The following is a 17,169-nucleotide window of genomic DNA, read 5'->3' on the forward strand; positions in this document are numbered from 1 at the left end:
GAACCCCCGCAGAAGTGCACGCCGAGTACGAAGAGTTGCAGGCCGCGGCATAGAAACCCCTCAACGCCACTGTCCGAGGAACGCAGGGCGGCTCACTACTCGATCGAGGTGATCGTCCGGCAACGTCTCCAGGGTGGCGGCGATATCGCCTCCTTCTCGGTGGGCGACTCGCCCAGTCCACCAATGCGTCGACTCATAGATGGCGTGTGATGCGACCTGCGACGACGGCCGCAACCGCTGCGTAGAACGTCCCGGCCGCGGGGGCCTTATGACCACGGGTCTACGGCACCGTGCCGGGCAGGGGGTAGTGGGTAACTCTTTCCGCTCACAGATGTTGCACAGAACGGACCGCCTAGCGGTGGTTTGTTGACGGCGGGTTGTAGCGGTAGTACGCCGGAAGTGAGAGTCTCACCTCACCGCCGTGGAGCTTGAGATGACGAAGCGGCTGCCATGCCCGCCCGCACCCGGTCCGTTGGAAGGCTATGCCGCCCGCTTCGATGATCTCTTCGAGACACTGGCTCAGCGGCGTGGGTTTCGTGAGTATCTGGACGGCCTGCTGCTGCCGCGGGACCGGAACAAGACCCTGACCTGCCTGGCCGGGGCCGAGCCGGTGGTGGGTGCCCAGCATGCGGCGGTGCAGCGGCTGCAGTTCTTCCTCTCGGAGTCGACCATGTGGGCAAGCAGTACCTCGGCTCGGTCGGGAAGATCGACCGCGGAGTAGTCACGGTGACCACCTGCTGGGCCGACGAGCGCGTCTACTACCCGTTGCACGCGGTGCCCTACACCCCCGCCCACCACTTCCCCGGCGGGAAGAACGACCCTGGCTTCCGCACGAAGCTGCAGATCGGAGCCACCCTCGCGTGTCATGCCGCGGAGGCGGGTGTGTCCTTCCGGGCGGTCGTCGCCGACTGCGCCTACGGCGATCACACCTGCTTCCGTGCCGAACTGTGGGACGCTCACCTGCCGTTCGTGATGGCCCTCAAACGCGGCCACGGCACCTGGCAGTACAAGGATGCCTTCCGGCCCGTGGACGCCGCCCGTGAACTGGCCTGGCACGGCCCTGAACAGCCCGGCGACTGGCATCCGGTCACCCGCACCTTCCGCGACGGACGCACCGCCACCTGGTGGGCCGCCGACGCCCAGCTCGGCTGGTGGGGCCCCAACGGCGTGGTCCGGCTGGTGGTGGCAACCACCGACCCGGCCACCCTGCCCGAAACGTCCACCTGGTATCTGGCCACCAACCTGCCCCGGCCCGGCTCACCACGCGAACAGCACAGCCGGCATGCGGCCGCCGGCCTCACCGAGGTGGTACGGATCTACGGACTGCGGCACTGGGTCGAGCAGAGCTACAAACAGGTCAAGGACGAACTCGGCTGGGCCGACTTCCAGGTCCGCTCCGACACCGCCATCCGCCGCCACCAGATCCTCGTGAACTGCGCGTTCAGCTTCTGCTGGAACACCTGGTTCGCCCCACTCACACCCATACCCGCCACCCCGGCACCCGAGCCTGACACACCATCAGAGGTGACAGAGAGGGGGAGAACCGGAGTCCCAGCCGGCTTGCTAGCCCCGGGCCCTCCGGGCCGTGCGTGGCTGGCTGACGCCTTGGGCCACGCTGCAACGCTACTGGCGAGCGTGGTCGACGAAGCCCCCGCCCGCCGACCTCCAAGCCCTCCTCAACGCCGTCGCCACCGGCAGACCTCTCGACCTCTACCGCCCCGTCTAACAAACCACCGCTAGGAACCGCCAGGTTGGAGCGGTTGTCTGCCGCTTCGACCAGCAGGGCGGTGTCTGCAGGCTTTCTCGCCGAGTGCCCTTGGGCCGGAAGCACTCAGCCGGCTCTGCAGGGAACTCGGTCCCTTGAGTCCCGTCAGCCGCGGGCGAGAATGCCCGACCCGGGCCCTGCATCCCGCCAGGATCCTGTTACGCGCTCTTGGCGGCGTCCACTTCCTGCTTCTCCTTGTGCTGAGCGTCCTGCAGTCGCTGAGCCTGCCTCACGATGATTTCTTGCTGATACGCAGCGCTGACCAGCGCGATGGTCTGCAAGTACTGAGTCTGGCGCTTGCACGTGACATCCGCGACGGCCACGGCGATCTCAGCGGGGGACGGCGGGGGCAGTGTCGCTCCTGGCGGAGTGGGCAGTCCTCGGCCGAGAAGACTCCGGTCGTGCGCGGGCGCTGCCGGATCTGGGTAGTCGAAGCCAGCGCTCTTCATGCAGGCACTCCACTTGGAGGTCACCGATTTGACGCGGCTGTCCTTGTGAGCGGCGCTGAGCGCCTCTGATCGGAGGTCCTGCAGAAGCACGAAAAGCGCCAGCTCAGCGTCGCCGCCGAGCTTTTTATGCGCCTCGCCTTGGCATCCAATCTGACCCGTCTTAGGGTTATCAAAGTAGGCCTGTGACACCGCCTGAGTGATCTTTTCACTGCCTTTTGGCTGGGACGTAGACGCAGCGAAACTGGCTGGATCCCGATAGCCGAAACTCTTGGCGCCGCCCATGTCGATCACCCCGTAGAGGACGAATGGCGCGGGTGGCTGCGGTCCGGGATTCCGCACAAGAGACGGGGGAAGCTCCAACCCCTTGCTTCGCATGCACTGCTGCGCGAGCGCAGTCTCAGCGCGCGCAATCACTGCCTTATCATCTGCCGAGTCATACAAATCCAGCGGCAGAGTTATGGAACCGTCAGGTCTGATGACTGCGCCACCGTCTTGAAAATTGATCGACTTGGAGGGATCGCCACTGGGTTCCGTGATAAGCGATGGAATCGAAGGCTCTGGCCCAGAGATATCGGGGAGGGTGTAATTTTGGGTGGATTTCCCCCCTGCGGAAGTCGCAGAACTACTGCATCCTCCAATCGCAGTAATGGTCATCAGTACCACGCCGGCCACCTGCACAGGCCTAGATTTACGGATCACTGATATATCCCCACTCGAGGCGATAGTTGATTTAATAGCGGTCTTCGGTGTGTGGGGCCGTGCTACTGCCGTTCCAGCAATGGGACGGGGCCTCGATGGACTTCCTCGCGCAGGCGCCAAGTCGGTCATGGGGGTGAGGAAAGCTCGCGAACTGCATCAGGCCTGAGAGGTTCCTCCGATGGGTGCGGAAACAAGCGTCTGAACCATCCTTATGGTCGTTGTTCCGGAACTGCCCCGTCAGTACGGAAAGCGGGCGGGGAGTGCTGGACGGTCTCATGGCCACCGGCGGAAAGGGGCTGCTTAGCGGAGGATTAGTGCGGACGGATTCCATCCATGTGCTGTCGTTATCTCACTACCAGAACTGACGGGAACTGGCCGAAGATTGCCCGAAGGCAGAGCTGGATGCGGTGGGGCAGCCCCGCCGAGCCGGACTGGCTGAGCATCCACGCGCTGCTGCATCGGTCAGGGCACCGCCCAGGCCGGATCGACGACTCCCGCGTTCTCAAGTTCCGGAACAGGCATGGGAGGCCGGCGGATGGATCCCCGCGGACGGCATCAGCCGGTGGACGTGGTCACATTGGCCAAGCAGCCCGACAGAAGGCATGCCGGAAGCCGTGCCCGGCCCGCCGACACGCCTCTTGCCTGCTGCGCCCCGGAGCAGCCTGTACCGCGCTTCGCCCCGTCGCAGGACGACGGGGCGAAGCGTTGGTATCCGACCTAGCCGACGGTGCCAGGTATTGGGCGGCGCCTACCCATCAATCAGTGCCAGCGCTGGTTGTGGTCCGAGTTTCCGACATCGTTGGAGTTCGCGTAGACATTGCCATGTCCGTCATCATCCAGGACGTAGCCAGTTTCCCTGTTCTGAAGCTTCCACCCCGTCGAGGTAGAGATCTCGTACCAGCGTTCCCACCAGTTCGTGCCGTCAGTTCCATAGTTGCAATTCTCGGTGTAGACCTGCCGGTAATATCCGGTCAGGCACTGGGCGTTATACGCGTTCATTTCATTCCAGCTGCCATCGCTGTTGCTGATGTCACTCCACACGTTTTGATCGTTGGTAAGGTCGCTGTCCCAAACGCTTCCAGCTTTGTCCGCGAGAAGGTAGTAACCAGTCTGGCCGTTCTTCCAGGTCACCCCGGTGCCGGCGGACGCCGACCCGGAAGTCGCCATAAGTAGAGTCGGAATCACCGCCGCAACCAGAAGCGACTTGACTATATTCATCTTCTTCATATCATTCTCATCCATTGCTTCGGGGGGGCCGACGAGTCAACATGCGGTGGGCATATCGCCCCGCCGATTTCAAATCCGGACCTTGTCGTGCCGCTCGACGGAGGTCTGTCGCCCGGACGCCGTCTCGTCCGGAGGGATTAGACCAATGTGCCGGGTATAGACGCTACCCGCATCCCCGCTATTCACGCACCCCCCCTTTTTTTTTGGCATGCTTCAAGCGGCAAGGAAAACCGAACACTTGAAAGGAATGCCCAGGGAGGTGAATGTATAACTCGGAACCCAGAATCCGATTTTTTTCGGATGTCGGAGATCGTAGCCGCGAGGGCACGTCCGCGCAAGATCGAACTAAGACCCTGTATGGGCTGTGAAGGAATAGGCCGTGCAATACGTACAGTTAGTTGATCTTTCGGTGCTCTCGGGTGAAATCGGCTCGAATCCACTTGAAAGGGGAACCCGCCTGACCTTTGCTAAAGCTTGGATTCGTGCCGTCGTAGAGGCCCCTTCAGCCGGAGATCGGTGACGGAGCCGTAGGTCGCTGACCTTTGCTGGGAGTAACTGCCGTCTCTGCAGGCTGAGTTGCTGTACTTGCTGGATGTCTCGCCGCAGGCCGCTGCCGAGGAGTGTGCGGCGGAGTTCGGCGATCGGTTGGAGGAACTGCTGCTGGAGGCCGGCCGGTTCTTCCCGCGGGTGGAGCCCCCCGGATTTCGGTATTTCGACCATTCGGACGGGAAAATCAAGGTCTGGACGGACATGCGCGTGACTCCGGTGGTTCGGGGTGCGGCGGCGCTGGAGGATGTTCCGCGCCGCCGCGCAGTGCTGAAGGGGGCGGGCCGGGGCGGCGGGCCCGCCCCCGGCGGGGGGAGGGCCCGCGCGGCCTATGCGGCCAGCACCAGCGGCTTCAGGTCCGGGTAGTCGCGGTCCAGCTCCAGGGAGATCAGCTCGGTCTCAGAGTGCGGTACGTGATCTTCCGTCCGGCTTGTCATCGCTCGACGGTGTGACGTTGGGGTATCGCTGCCGGTCGGGCGTTCGGGGTTCGCTTGGGTTGTGGCATGAGCATGCGCAAGCCGTATCCGAGTGATCTCACCAACGAGCAGTGGGCGTTGGCCAAGCCGGTGATCGCGGCCTGGAAGGCCCGGCACCCCTCGGTCAGCGGTCACCAGGGCAGATGCGAGATGAGGGAGATCGTGAACGCGATCCTGTACCAGAACCGCACCGGCTGCCAGTGGGAGTTCCTGCCCCACGACATGCCTCCGCCCGGCGCGGTGAAGTACTACTTCTACCTCTGGCGGGACGACGGCACCGACCAGACCGTGCACGACCTGCTGCGGTGGCAACTGCGGGAGAAGAAGAAGCGATTAGCCGACCCGAGCCTGATCGTCATGGACACCCAGAGCATCCACGCCTCCGTCGGGGTGCCGGCCACCACGACCGGCAAGGATGCCTCGAAACGGGTGCCGGGCAGGAAGCGATGCCTGGCCGTGGACACGTTGGGCCTGGTCATCGAGGCCGTCGTGCTCCCGGCGTCCGCGCACGACAATGCCGCGGGCACGCCCTTGCTGGACGGCGTGGCCGCGCAGACCGGCAGGGTCGAAAAGGCCCTGGTCGACCAGGGGTTCAAGAAGACTGTGATCGATCACGGCAAGCAGTACGGCATCGACGTGGAGATCGTCGAGCGCAACCCGGCCGACACCGGCTTCGTCCCGCAGGCCAAGCGGTGGATCATCGAGCAGACCAACGGGATCCTGATGTTCTACCGGCGTCTGGTCCGTGACTACGAGCACCGGCTCGCGACGTCACGTTCGCGCGTGTTCTGGGCGATGACCTCCGTCATGCCCGCCGGCTCACCGGCGCCACCCTTGCCTCCTGGAGGACAGCGTGAGCGGCAACCCGCAGATCAGGGCCGTCCTGGAGTACGTCGAGGCCCGGGAGGCCGAACTCGGCAAGCAGGCGGGAGAGATCCGCTCCCGCATCGGGGAACTCACCGGCCGTCTCGGCGAACTCGACGCGGAGAGCGAGAACTTGCGCATCACCCGCAAGACCCTCCTCGCCATCCCCGCACCGGCCCCCGCCGACGAACCGCCGGTGCCCGACGTGCCGGACCACCCGGCCTACCAGCAGCTCCTCGCCGTCTTCGCCGATACCGCGACGCCGCTGCGGGCCCGCGATCTCTGCCAGGCCCTCGACCTGCCCATCGTCCCGAAGCACACCGAAGGCATCCGCTCCAAGCTGAAACGCCTGGTCACCAGGGGCATCCTCACCGAACCCGAACCCGGCCTGTTCGCCCAGCCCGGCACTTGAGCCTCATCACGCCCCGGTGACCAGCAGCCCTCACCCAAACCCAACCCCGAAACGGACAACTACTCACGTTCCGCACTCTAAGGTCCTTGGAACTCCCGGCAGTCGCAGCGCTTGCCGCTCAGGCCGCTCACCTGTCCCCGGTGGTTGGGGCCGGCGGCGCAATCACTCTTCAGCTTTTTTCCACCGCCCGAACAGCACGCCATGACGCCGCAGAACAGCGAAAGAGCGCCGCTGGCTACCTGCTCAAGCTCCGCCGGGAACTTGATCCCGCGAGGTGCCGGCAACGTTCACGGCGTCGTCTGGGGAGAACGCTAGAGGGTTACTGGTAGGCGCTTGAGGTGGCAAGCCTACTGGGCGTGATGCCAGGAACCTCACCATCACTCAAGGGGCCGCTGACCCGCGGGTTCACTCGGGTCGCTAGGCTGCGTCGCATCCGCGGTTGAACTGAGCCATCAGCTCGCGGTTGGCGGCGCGGGCGACGGTGAGGTCGTAACCCTGGTCCTGGAGCTTGAGTTCCAGGACCGGGGTGACAACCTGCTGTTCGAGGGTGGTGATCCGGGCTCGGAGCTGTTGGGTGTCGTCGAGGCCGCTGACGCCGGACTCGTGCCAGACCTGCTCGCCCGGGGCTTCGCTGAGGCGGTGTTCGAGGCGGCGGGCCTGGGCAGCGAGGCGACCACTGCGGTTACGACCGCAGCTCCCCGAAACGCGCGCACCGAGCTCTCGGTATTTCTTTACTGACCTTCGCCGTCCGGGCCGTGGTCCTGACCGTAGTTGACACCGGCACCGTTCTCCGGCGCGAATACCGGCGCACCCTCCCGGTCGTGGTGCTCCGGGCCCTCCCCGCCACCATAGTTAGCCACGGCGTTGGCCTGCGAGAACGGTTCCCCGCCAGTCCACCTCGCCGCGCGGGCAGCGCCGTGACCGCGCACCCCCAAGTCCCCACGGCCCCGTCCCCGCCGCCCCCGCTCACCCAAGTCCCCACCCTCTCAAGCCTCTTCGGGCGCCATGGCAGGCGGTAGCGACCCGAGTAGCTCGGACGTTCCCATGCATTCACAGCGTCTCTACCTCACTTGGGTACCTGGTGGCGGAGAACCGGCATTCCGGCTGTCCGGCGCCACGATGTGTGAGAGACCCGATGCGACGGCAGGTCGGCAGGCGGAGGGTCACAGTGATCAGGTCGGGGCTGGAGCAACTGCTGTTCACCCAGCCGGTGCCGGAGACCAGCGACAAGCAGCTGCGTGCGCTGCTGCGGTGGGCGAAGGGCTCCAAGCAGGTGGTGGCGCAGGAGTTGGGGGTCTCACGGCGGACGGTTCAGCGGTGGACCGCACGGAAGGTGTCGGCCCGGGCCAAACCGTCCGGCCGCCACGCGGCGCTGATCGAGGCGCGGGTGCGGGGCAGGTGGCAGCCGGTGGTGCGGGCGCGGCGCCGGGCCGCGGCTGAGGCACAGGGGCTGGTGGTGCACACCCGGGCTCGGTTCGGATTTACGGCCAGCGTTGGAAGCACCGACGATCCCCGTCATCGGCTGCTGACGGTGCCGTTGCCTGGGGAGGTGGCCCGGGAGCTGTTCTCGGCCTGGGAGGCCGGGGCCTCCGACGGGCAGCACCAGGTGATCCTGGCCCGGGCGTTGGGCCATGTCTACTTCCGTCAGATGGGCCGGCGGGCGGACGGGCTCAGGGTGGAGTTCGGCGAGGTCGACTTCATCGAGTTCGGGCTCGCCTAGCGGACAGGGTGTTCGTAGCGCAGCGCCTCCTGTTTCTCTCGCCAGTCCCAGACCACCGGGCCGCGCCGCGTGCCTGGCTGGCCGGGAGGGGGCTGGGGTGGGCGGATCTTGATGGTTTCGGCCAGGCGTACGAGGGCGGGGCGGTCGGTGGGAGCGGCGAGCAGGTAGTGCGCGTCGGTCAGGTGGGCGAACCGGGCAGCGGCGTGGAGGAAGACGGTGGCCCAGGCCGGTACGGGGTAGATCGCGCAGCCGTCGGTGTAACGAGCGCGGTCGTGCAGGGTGAGGGTGCCGTCGGCGGGGTGGAAGCCATCCGCATGGGCTGTGGCGAGCTGTTGGAACGAGGCGCCGACGGCGATGGCTGCCGCGAGGGCCGCGGCGCGGGCCGGGTGAGCTGCCGCGGCGTGCAGACGGTCGGCCAGCAGGGCGGACTCGGCGGGCGTCGGAGGCAGAGGGGCTGGGCGTTGCTGATAGACAATCGGCTGCGGGGCGCAGGCAGCGGTGCAGGGCCAGGGGCTGTCGTAGGAGACCAGACGGTCCAGGGATTCGAGGGTGATCCACCGCCAGGCGGCCGACGCCGCGGGAGCCTCCAGCGGTGGCGTGTCGTCGGGGGCGTCGCCGCCTCGGTAGAGGGCATGGGCTTCGGTGAGCGTGCGGACGGTTGTGTGCCCGGTGTCGGCCAGGGCGCGGTCGAGGGCGGCGGTCAGGCGGGGACGGTGAACGACCAGGGTGAGGTGAATGCCGGTCTGCCGCCACAGGTCCAGGATGCGGTGCACGCGGCGCTCGTTGAGGAGGTGGGCACGCAGAACGGTCATGCGGGTGATAGCCAGAGCGGTCGTCCACGCCGCGGCAGCCTCCCACAGCGGCGGACGGCCGTGCGGAAAGCGGCCCGGGATGTGGGCCGGTTTGCCCAGAGCAAGCAGCAGGTCGTGGGCCAGAGCGGTATCGCCGGTCGTGCCCGGGCCGGGGTGGAGTGTGATGCGGCCGGCCAGCGGGGCGTGCGCGGCCAGGGCGCTGTGCGTGAAGGCGGCGTCGTCCCCGGAGTCGAGGACGAGCGCCAGGCTCGGCTGGGCGGTGGGTGGGGTCATGCCAGGCGGCTGAAGGCCCAGCGCAGCAGGTCGCGGTCCTGGCGTGGGCGGCCAGTGCGTTCGAGTGCGGTGCGGGTGTGGGCGGTGAGTTGGGCCCAGGCCCGGAAGTTGCCGTGTGCGGCCTGTTCGTCGGTGAAGGTGATGTCGGCGGGGTCGGCGTCTTCCCAGATGGGGTGGAAGAGCGGGACGACTTCGAGGACTTCGGCGGGGGTGAGGCGGGTGAACTGCTGCCAGATGAAGATCCGGGAGGAGAGCATCGGCTCGCGGCGCAGCACCGTGTGGGCGCCGGCGCCGCCGACGAAGACGATCGCGATCTGGGTTGCGGGCTCGTCCCACAGGTAGCGGAAGTACTCAAACGCCTCCCCGTTGAGCCACTGCGCCTCGTCCACCAAGAACGTTCGGGGCCGCTCGGCCAGCGCGGTCTTCAGGAGGCGATCGAACTCGCTGGGATGACGGGGCGGCTCCCCCGGCAGGCTCAGGACGTCGAAGAGCTCGTAGCGTACGGCGCGGGCGGTGGGCCGGGCACGGAACGTGACCCGGCAGACCTCCTCGCCCCGGGTGCCCTCCAACTCGTGCAGGCAGGTGTTGACAGCGAGGGTCTTACCGAAACCGGCATCCCCGTGGATACACATCATCGCCCGCGCGGCGACCGTGTCGGCGATGTTCTCCCGCGCGGTGAGCAGCGCCCGGGTGGTCACGATGGACGCGTCGGGCAGGTCGACGTACTGATAGGTGGCCGCGGTCACGAGGCGTCTCCGTCTTCGTCAGTGGTGGGACGTGCGGCCCGCCCGTCGGGGCCGTCCGGGGCGGAAGCGGAATCACGGCCGGACGGGGCCGGGATGGGCCGGCCTGGCGTGGTCAGCGCGGCCAGGGAAGCAGGGGTGCGCCACCCGGCCGGCGGCGCGGCCGGCGGGATGAGGTCCGGCAGCGCCAGATCCGACAGGTCGGTGTCGGTGGCCTGGGCGAGTTCAGCCTCGGCCTGCGCGGTGGTCAGCGCGCCGAGCCGCTGAGGGGCCTCGGCCTGGGTGGCGGCGGCGTAGCGCTCGCGCTGGGCAGCCTCCAGATCCTTCTTCAGGCGGCGGCTGCGGGCGGCCCGTGCTCGCCGTACGGCGCTGATCTGTTCCTCGGTGGCCTGGTCGGCCAGGTCAGCGGGACCGAGGTAGCGGCCGGTGGCGGCGTGGTAGACCTCGATGCGGTGGTCGTGGTGCGGCATGAAGCGGACCCGGACCCGGATCCCGGCCTGGCCGGTCATCCACGGTCCCACGTAGTCACGTTTCCTGAAGCGGACTCCGCCGGTGGTCAGCATGCAGGTACCGGCGTCTTCCAGGGTGAACGTCCACAGATCCTCGGCCGACACGTCCCGCAGCGGGGTGGGATCGTCCTGCCACGCCTGAAGCGGGGTCCTGCCCCGCAAGGGGGCGGGGCAGTGGTCGGTGTTCCACCAGAGCCTCCAGGCCAGCAGCCGGGCGGTGAAGTCCTCGAAACCGAGCAGTACCTCGTCCTTCGGGCGGGACGTCCGTTTGCCGGGGCGCGGCTGGCGAGCGTAGCCGGGCAGCGCGGCCAGGAACATCGCCTCCACCGCCCGGTTCAGGCCCTCGACCGTGCCCTTGAGGTGGGGGGTGTACGCAGGAAGGTCCTCCACCTTCACGTCCAGGACGTCAAACGCAGCCGTCACCGTCCTGGACAGAAAGTCCTTGCCCCGATCCACGCGTACCTTCTCCGGGAGACCGCCGAACGGACCGTAGGGGTCCTCACGCAGGACCGCGGAGCGCAAAGCGGCCAGCACCGACTCCCGCGAGGGATGCACCGGCGTGACAGCGACGCCGGTGATCGCGTTCGTCGCGCAGTCGGTGAACCAGGTGATCCACGGCCTGCGGGCGGTGCCGTCGACGTCGACCAGCACCGGGGCCTGCATGTGGTCGGTCTCCCACACCTGGTTGCGCCAGCCCCTCGGCCGGGCCAGGAACACGTCATGCTTGCGCGCCGCCCGCTCCCCTCCCGCGAGCCCGGTCCGCTCCCCCAGCGTCAGATCCCGGCGGATCGCGCGGTGCAGCGTCGTCAGTGACGGTGCGTCTGCAGGTGGAGACTGCCGAGCGGCACGGCGGGCCAGCTCGCGATGGACCGCCCGCACGTTCCCCTTCCACAGCGCCAACAGCCCACGGACTTCAGGCGTGATCGTGAACGTCGCACCGGCCCGGGACCGGGCACCGGGGCCGGCGACTGCGGTCTCATCGCTCCCGGCGGCGGCCAGCCACCGCCACACCGTGCGCTCCGAAACCCCCAGCGCGTCCGCAGCCAGCCGTACATGACCTGTTGTCAGCTTTCCCCCCGCCCGCAGTGCGAGCAGCCGCCGCACCGCCGGACCGCGCAGTGCCGTCCTCGACGCCGCGGGCAGACCACCGCCTGCACGGACGGCGTCACCGTCCTCCATGTCAGTTCTCCTCGCGCGGTGGAACGTCGTGTGCGTGCCGGGTACTGGGCGCGTGCGATCGCCCTCCCCGTCTCTTGCAGGAGCGCTTGGTTCACAACGGCGGCGCGACCCTCCGTAACAGCCGCCCCAGCAAAGCCCGGTTGACGGCCGCGTCAGCAGTGGTGAACAGCGCGTTCTGCAGGTGTGCGGTCAAAGCGGCCAACGCCCCGGCCACATCGAGATCGAGCTCCACAAGCCGCGCCACCAACACCGGCCTGGACACCCTCAACCCCGCCGTGACCTCACCCCACGCACCCAACTCCCCCACCCCACATCCTTCCCCCCGACGGAAACCGACACCGCCACCATGCCGCCGCGCAGCCACCGAAGGATCAGAAGTGCCGTTCCCATGACAGTGGAACGGGACGGGGTCTACCACCCCATGACAGCCGCGCCCGCCGCACACACCACCCCGTGTCAGCGACCCGATCCCCCAAACCGGCCACCACCAGCACAGACACACCAACCTGACATGGCGTCACTGACATCCAGCCACTGACACCAAACCGGCACATCGCACCGAGGCGATCACGCGCGAGATCCTCGCCGCCTTCGAGATCGACGTCCTCGAAATCCGTGACCCCGAACCCGTTCTCGGGCTGTCCGAGGAGGCGCTGCGGGGTCGGCGCCTGGCGCTTCTGCAGACCGCGCTCCTGGAACACGCGGCAGCCCACAACCTGCGCACCGTCATGACCTTCCACCAACGGGTCGAGGAAGCCGAAGCATTCGCCGCGAAACTGCCCAAGACCGCCGCCGCTCTCTACGCCACCGAAGCCCCAAGCCAGGTTCTGGCCGCCGCGGAGCGGCTGCCGCGGTCATCGATCGACGCCCGCCTCTACGAGCTTGAGGCCGGCCGCCACGTGCCCCCGGACCGAGTGTGGTCCGCATGGCTGTGCGGCGACCACCTCGTCAGCGAACGGCGCGAGGTCCTGCGGCAGTTCGCAGGCGGCATCGACGCCAACAACCGCCGGGTCCACCGGGCATTCCTCGCGAGCTGTCGCGTGCTCGGGGAAGGCGTCGACATCACCGGCGAACGCGGCGTGGAAGCCGTCTGCTTCGCCGACACCCGCGGCTCACAGGTGGAGATCGTGCAGAACATCGGCCGCGCGCTCCGGCCCAACCGGGACGGCAGCACGAAGATCGCGCGCATCATCGTGCCGGTGTTCCTGGAGCCCGGGGAGGACCCGACCGACATGGTCGCCTCCGCGAGCTTCAAGCCGCTCGTCGCCGTCCTCCAGGGCCTGCGCTCCCACGACGAGCGCCTGGTCGAGCAACTCGCCTCCCGCGCCCTCGCCAGCGGGAAGCGCAAGGTCCACATCCGGCGCGACGAGGAAGGACGGATTGTCGGGGCCGGCAGCGAGGGTGACGGCGAGGACCAGCAGCAGGACGACACACAGGCCACCGCCGAAGCAGCGCTGCTGCACTTCTCCTCTCCAAGGGACGCGGCGACGATCGCGGCGTTCCTACGGACTCGGGTGTACCGGCCGGAATCCCTCGTGTGGCTCGAAGGGTTCCAGGCCCTGCGGCGATGGCGTACGGAGAACCACATCACCGGCCTGTGCGCCGTCCCGTACACCGCCGAGACCCGTCTCGGCGCCACCAGCACGTATCCGGTCGGCCGGTGGATCCACCAGCAGCGCCGCGCCCACCGGGCCGGTGAGCTCGACCCCAGCCGCAAGAAGCAGCTCGACGGCGAGGGCATGGTGTGGGAACCGGGCGAGGAAGCCTGGGAGACCAAGCTCCGGGCCCTGGCCACCTACCGGCACGCCCACGGACATCTCGCACCCCGCCAGGACGCCACCTGGCCCGCCGACGGTGAAAACGGCGAGCCCGTGCCTATCGGCCAGATCATGGCCAACCTCCGCCGCCAAGGCGGTCTCGGCAAGGACGAGAAACGGGCGGATCAGCGGGCGAAGCAACTCATCGACATCGACCCGGACTGGGACTGCCCCTGGCCGTTGGACTGGCAACGCCACCACCGCATCCTCGCCCAGCTCGCCACCGACGAGGCCGACGGCCTGCTCCCCGCGATCGAACCCGGCGTGCTCTTCGAAGGCGACGACCTCGGGAAATGGCTGAAGCGCCAGCAACAGGCGAACGTCTGGGCGCAGCTGTCCGAAGAGCAACAGAGGCGACTGTCCGAGCTGGGCGTGACACCCGCCGAGAAGCCAGCCCCGGCCGCGGCAGCCAGGGGTGCCGGGAAGGTGCAAGGGAAGCCATCAGCGGCCTTCCAGCGGGGTGTGCGGGCCCTCGCCCAGTACGTCGCCCGCGAGGGCCACATCCGCGTCCCCAGGGCCCACGCGGAGGAGATCCCGGTGGAGGGCGAGCCCGCGCCGGTAGTCGTGAAGCTCGGCGTGTGGATCTCCAACACCAAGAGCCGACGCGACAAACTGAGCGCCGAGCAGCTCGGACAGCTCGCCGAGCTCGGCGTGGACTGGGTGTAGGCGGCGCGGTGAGTGGGGCTGCGGACCCGCCGAACGCGAAGCTCTCGCAGACGAGCTGACGAAGCGGCTCGCGGCCACCCCGCCGTTCGACATCATGATCGGTTCGCTGGAGTCATACGCAACCGGCGTGATCGCCGACGTCCATCCCGACGAGCCCCTCAATGACCTCCACACCACAGTCCGCGCCGCGATCCAGACCGTGCGCGGGCCCAACGCGACGGGCTACCCCACCAAGGTCCCGCCCCTCACGCTCGGATACGCGACCGAGGAATGCGACTCCGACCAGGTACAGAGGCGACTGCGTACATGCATCTGTGACCCCTCTCTCCCTCGCCCAACTCTCCCTGTAATTGGGCCATTTGAGCGTGCTGCCCGGCCCTGGGAACGGAGAGCGACTCGCCCCCGTCTTCACCCGGACGGCCCAGCGCACACGCTCGACGCACGGGCGCGGGCGGGCGCCCGGACGGCCGGTACACGCCCATTCGAGCGGTTGTCAGCGGCATTTTTCCTGCGGAACCATCGAGGGGCCCAGAGGGGGGTGCCTATGCACAGGCGAGTTACGCCACAAAAAATCCTGCGGAAAGCAACGCGGAAAGTGACGCCCACACGGCGCGCAGCTCCAATTCGGCGGCTGGGAACGGTAGTCGGCGGGGTTCTTCTCCTGATCGCCCTGCTGCCGTCGAGCGCCCAGGCGGCCGACGGACAGTTCCCGTACATCCGATTCGACACCGGAACACTCGACGCGCTCGTCAATCCGCCGAACGGCCTCTGCCTGCAGCTGCCTGGCGGTGCGGCTCACGCGGGCAACGACACCGACGCCACCGCGTTCGTCTACGCGGACACCGGCTGCCAGCAACTCCTCGCGATCGTGGGCGTCGGAGGGACATGGGACGAGACCGGCCCGCCGCCGCTGCCCGCCCGCAGCGTGGGATTCGGTTCCGGCTAGCCCGTTGCCCGATCAGGCGATCAAGCACTCCGCGTCACCTTCACAGCAAGGGAGTTCCACCATGAACGTTCTGCGGCGGGCGAGCAGAGTCCTCGTGTCCGCGGTCGCCATCGGTGCCACCGTCCTCGTCCTGAACCCCGCGACGGCTTCGGCCGATTCCCATGGGAGTGCGGTCCGTTCGGGGGTGGCAGCCGACTACAAGTGGTTCACCTGGGGCGACCTGAACGTCGGCGACTGCCATCAGACGGGCGGGCACCTTCAGCTCTACTCCGACGGCAAACTCACCTTCAGCGCCACGACCTGGACGACCTTCACCCTCAGCGGCGACATCTGGCACTCCCGGTTCAAGCTGAACAACGCGTCGGGCCAGACGATGTACACCACCGGCACGTACAACAGCCCGACCATGTGGCCGAGCAAGCACCACGACTACACGGTGCAGGGCACCTTCGAACCCAGCGTCTACCACGCCATCGCGAGGGTCGTCCAGCACTCCGAGTGCTGAGACCCGCATCTGGATCAAGCGGCGGCGCTGTGCTTCGCAGAGCACAGCGCCGCTTCTTCATGTGCTGGGCGCGGGATGCGCCGGCGGGCCTATTGGGGCTTGAAGGAGCGGATCTGGTAGTTGCCCTGGAGGTTGCCGCCCTGGCCAGCCTGGGTGGATCCGACGCGCGCGTGGTAGTTGGTCTGCGTGTAGTACTGGACTGCGCAACGGAGTACGCCCGGGGCACGCCCCGATGCGGGTGGATGCCGTTCACCTCGTGGACGTCACCGCCGCCTTCCCCGCCGTGATCAGCATCGACCTCTCCGAGCAGATGCTCCGCCACGCCGCCGGACGCTCACCGGCCCGCATCCGCGCGGACGCCAGCAAACTGCCCATCGCCGACGGGTCAGCAGCAGTGATCGCCGCCATCGACATGCTCCTCTTCCCCGAGGAAACCTCCCGCGCACTCGCCCCCGACGGCGTACTGCTGTGGATCAACCAACTCGGCCAGGACGGACCCCTCTACCTGCCAGGCCAAGACGTCGCCGACGCCCTACCCGGCCAATGGACCTCCGTCGAAGCCGCCGCGGGCTGGGGAAGCTGGGCCGCGCTACGACGTACCGACGGGGGCCGGCGCGGCGCGGAGGCTTCACGCGGCCTGGCGGCCCTTGCGCAGTACCCGTTGAATCGGCACGTGCCCTCGCACCACTACCAGCCTCTGCCATCCCCCCCCCGCCAGACCAGCACCCCGGGCACCGCCGGGGCTGGCTCATCGGCACCAGAGCGTAGTATGCATGGGAGTAAGCGACCTAGTAGGCTAGGTGGTATGGCAACGACTGAGCGCATCACTGTGACGCTGCCGGCCGACATACTGGCCGCGATCCGCACCGAGGCAGGGGGGAACGTCTCCGCCTACACCGCCAAGGCCCTCAAGGGACAGGCGGTGCGCGACGCCGCCGACCGCCTCGCGCTGTGGCAGACGACCCACGGCCGGGAGCAGCTCGAAGACCTCCAGGTCCTGGCTCTCGACACTCTGGATTCCCTTCCCGGTGGGGAGCGGTGAGCCCGCTCCCGCCGGTGCGCCGGGGTCAGGTATGGAGTGCGACAACGGCCCGGGGCCTGAAGCACACCTTGCTGATCATCGAGGCGGACGCAGCCATGTCCGCGTATCCGCTCACGGTCGTGGGTGCTGTCTGCGACACCACAGGAACCGCCCCCGACACCCTGTTGTCCGCCCCGATCAGCAAGCCCGTGGGCGCCACCGTGATCGGCACCCAGCTCCACACGGTCACCGTTTCCTTCCTCACCTCCGGCTCGTACCTCGGGATCGTCCCCGACGAGCAGATGGAAGCCGTCTCCCGCGCCATCCGGCTCTCCCTGGATCTGTCCGACTAGGCACCCGCACAAGGACCGGAGGCCGGTGCCCGCCATAGGGCACCGGCCTCCGGCGCGCCACCGCCCCCCAGCGCTACCGCCCCCCCCCGCTCGGATGCTGTTGGTTAATCCGGGGGGGGCTGGTTCTACTTCGCCCCGTCGAGCGTGAGCTCGGCGGGGCGAAGTGCTGCGAAGTGGCTGGTGCGGG

At 67.9% G+C, this 17,169-nt stretch carries 15 protein-coding genes and 4 pseudogenes; 12 read left to right on the forward strand and 7 right to left on the reverse strand.

Annotated features, from left to right (window positions below; genetic code table 11):
* The first annotated feature begins 433 nt into the window (after nucleotides 1-433).
* Together ACIBK6_RS41650 and ACIBK6_RS41655 are read left to right on the forward strand one after the other, a co-directional pair.
* Nucleotides 434-721 (forward strand): hypothetical protein, encoded by a 288-nt coding sequence (locus ACIBK6_RS41650; RefSeq protein WP_399058599.1) that lies wholly within the window; start codon nucleotides 434-436, stop codon nucleotides 719-721.
* Nucleotides 673-1,740 (forward strand): transposase, encoded by a 1,068-nt coding sequence (locus tag ACIBK6_RS41655; RefSeq protein ID WP_399058601.1) that lies wholly within the window; start codon nucleotides 673-675, stop codon nucleotides 1,738-1,740. The genes ACIBK6_RS41650 and ACIBK6_RS41655 overlap by 49 nt, the downstream gene beginning before the upstream one ends.
* Before the next feature lie 183 nt (nucleotides 1,741-1,923).
* Here ACIBK6_RS41655 and ACIBK6_RS41660 read toward each other — a convergent pair whose 3' ends face one another.
* Both ACIBK6_RS41660 and ACIBK6_RS41665 read right to left on the reverse strand, forming a co-directional pair.
* Nucleotides 1,924-2,505 carry a hypothetical protein gene (locus ACIBK6_RS41660; RefSeq protein ID WP_399058603.1) on the reverse strand — a complete coding sequence of 194 codons (582 nt, stop codon included), beginning with the start codon at nucleotides 2,503-2,505 and terminating at the stop codon, nucleotides 1,924-1,926.
* Between the two features lie 1,167 nt (nucleotides 2,506-3,672).
* Nucleotides 3,673-4,140 carry a hypothetical protein gene (locus tag ACIBK6_RS41665; RefSeq protein ID WP_399058605.1) on the reverse strand — a complete coding sequence of 156 codons (468 nt, stop codon included), beginning with the start codon at nucleotides 4,138-4,140 and terminating at the stop codon, nucleotides 3,673-3,675.
* A gap of 1,049 nt (nucleotides 4,141-5,189) precedes the next feature.
* Between ACIBK6_RS41665 and ACIBK6_RS41670 the strand changes: the two are divergent.
* The 3 genes and pseudogenes from ACIBK6_RS41670 (at nucleotide 5,190) to tpg (ending at nucleotide 8,158) form a co-directional block, all read left to right on the forward strand.
* A pseudogene (locus ACIBK6_RS41670) lies at nucleotides 5,190-6,019 on the forward strand (IS5 family transposase).
* Nucleotides 6,016-6,438: a hypothetical protein gene (locus ACIBK6_RS41675; RefSeq protein ID WP_399058607.1), complete on the forward strand. Its 423-nt coding sequence runs from the start codon at nucleotides 6,016-6,018 to the stop codon at nucleotides 6,436-6,438. The pseudogene ACIBK6_RS41670 and the gene ACIBK6_RS41675 overlap by 4 nt, the downstream one beginning before the upstream one ends.
* Nucleotides 6,439-7,606: 1,168 nt before the next feature.
* Entirely contained in the window at nucleotides 7,607-8,158 is a 552-nt protein-coding gene (gene tpg, locus ACIBK6_RS41680) for a telomere-protecting terminal protein Tpg (protein ID WP_399058609.1), read from the forward strand.
* Here the strand turns inward: tpg and ACIBK6_RS41685 are convergent.
* The 4 genes from ACIBK6_RS41685 to ACIBK6_RS41700 form a co-directional block, all read right to left on the reverse strand.
* Nucleotides 8,155-9,243 carry a hypothetical protein gene (locus ACIBK6_RS41685; protein ID WP_399058611.1) on the reverse strand — a complete coding sequence of 363 codons (1,089 nt, stop codon included), beginning with the start codon at nucleotides 9,241-9,243 and terminating at the stop codon, nucleotides 8,155-8,157. The genes tpg and ACIBK6_RS41685 overlap by 4 nt on opposite strands.
* Complete coding sequence (locus ACIBK6_RS41690) at nucleotides 9,240-9,989, reverse strand: AAA family ATPase (protein WP_399058613.1); 750 nt, start codon at nucleotides 9,987-9,989, stop codon at nucleotides 9,240-9,242. The genes ACIBK6_RS41685 and ACIBK6_RS41690 overlap by 4 nt, the downstream gene beginning before the upstream one ends.
* The gene (locus ACIBK6_RS41695; protein ID WP_399058624.1) at nucleotides 9,986-11,599 is read right to left on the reverse strand and encodes a Mu transposase C-terminal domain-containing protein; all 1,614 of its coding nucleotides are present in this window, start codon (nucleotides 11,597-11,599) and stop codon (nucleotides 9,986-9,988) included. Before ACIBK6_RS41695 ends, ACIBK6_RS41690 begins: the two co-directional genes overlap by 4 nt.
* Nucleotides 11,600-11,765: 166 nt before the next feature.
* Nucleotides 11,766-11,906, reverse strand: coding sequence for a hypothetical protein (locus tag ACIBK6_RS41700; RefSeq protein ID WP_399058615.1), 141 nt, complete (start codon nucleotides 11,904-11,906; stop codon nucleotides 11,766-11,768).
* Nucleotides 11,907-12,402: 496 nt separating this feature from the next.
* On the opposite strand from ACIBK6_RS41700, the gene ACIBK6_RS41705 reads away from it, so the two are divergent.
* From ACIBK6_RS41705 to ACIBK6_RS41720, 4 genes and pseudogenes are all read left to right on the forward strand, one after another.
* A complete protein-coding gene (locus tag ACIBK6_RS41705) occupies nucleotides 12,403-14,157 on the forward strand; it encodes a Helicase associated domain protein (RefSeq protein WP_399058617.1) in 1,755 nt (584 codons plus the stop codon).
* 40 nt (nucleotides 14,158-14,197) lie between these two features.
* Nucleotides 14,198-14,446, forward strand: a pseudogene (locus ACIBK6_RS41710) (2'-5' RNA ligase family protein); the annotation flags it as partial.
* Nucleotides 14,447-14,752: 306 nt separating this feature from the next.
* Nucleotides 14,753-15,103, forward strand: coding sequence for a hypothetical protein (locus tag ACIBK6_RS41715; protein WP_399058619.1), 351 nt, complete (start codon nucleotides 14,753-14,755; stop codon nucleotides 15,101-15,103).
* Between the two features lie 61 nt (nucleotides 15,104-15,164).
* Nucleotides 15,165-15,608 carry a DUF6294 family protein gene (locus ACIBK6_RS41720; RefSeq protein ID WP_399058621.1) on the forward strand — a complete coding sequence of 148 codons (444 nt, stop codon included), beginning with the start codon at nucleotides 15,165-15,167 and terminating at the stop codon, nucleotides 15,606-15,608.
* A gap of 89 nt (nucleotides 15,609-15,697) precedes the next feature.
* Here the strand turns inward: ACIBK6_RS41720 and ACIBK6_RS41725 are convergent.
* Nucleotides 15,698-15,808: pseudogene (locus ACIBK6_RS41725) on the reverse strand (peptidase inhibitor); the annotation flags it as partial.
* Nucleotides 15,809-15,918: 110 nt separating this feature from the next.
* Here ACIBK6_RS41725 and ACIBK6_RS41730 point away from each other — a divergent pair.
* The 3 genes and pseudogenes from ACIBK6_RS41730 to ACIBK6_RS41740 form a co-directional block, all read left to right on the forward strand.
* A pseudogene (locus ACIBK6_RS41730) lies at nucleotides 15,919-15,999 on the forward strand (hypothetical protein); the annotation flags it as partial.
* 414 nt (nucleotides 16,000-16,413) lie between these two features.
* Entirely contained in the window at nucleotides 16,414-16,650 is a 237-nt protein-coding gene (locus ACIBK6_RS41735; protein WP_399058626.1) for a hypothetical protein, read from the forward strand.
* Nucleotides 16,651-16,718: 68 nt separating this feature from the next.
* The gene (locus tag ACIBK6_RS41740) at nucleotides 16,719-16,982 is read left to right on the forward strand and encodes a hypothetical protein (protein WP_399058622.1); all 264 of its coding nucleotides are present in this window, start codon (nucleotides 16,719-16,721) and stop codon (nucleotides 16,980-16,982) included.
* The last annotated feature ends 187 nt before the right edge of the window (nucleotides 16,983-17,169 follow it).

It is taken from the genome of Streptomyces sp. NPDC050485, from assembly GCF_044458185.1.
In the GTDB taxonomy this organism is placed as follows: domain Bacteria; phylum Actinomycetota; class Actinomycetes; order Streptomycetales; family Streptomycetaceae; genus Streptomyces.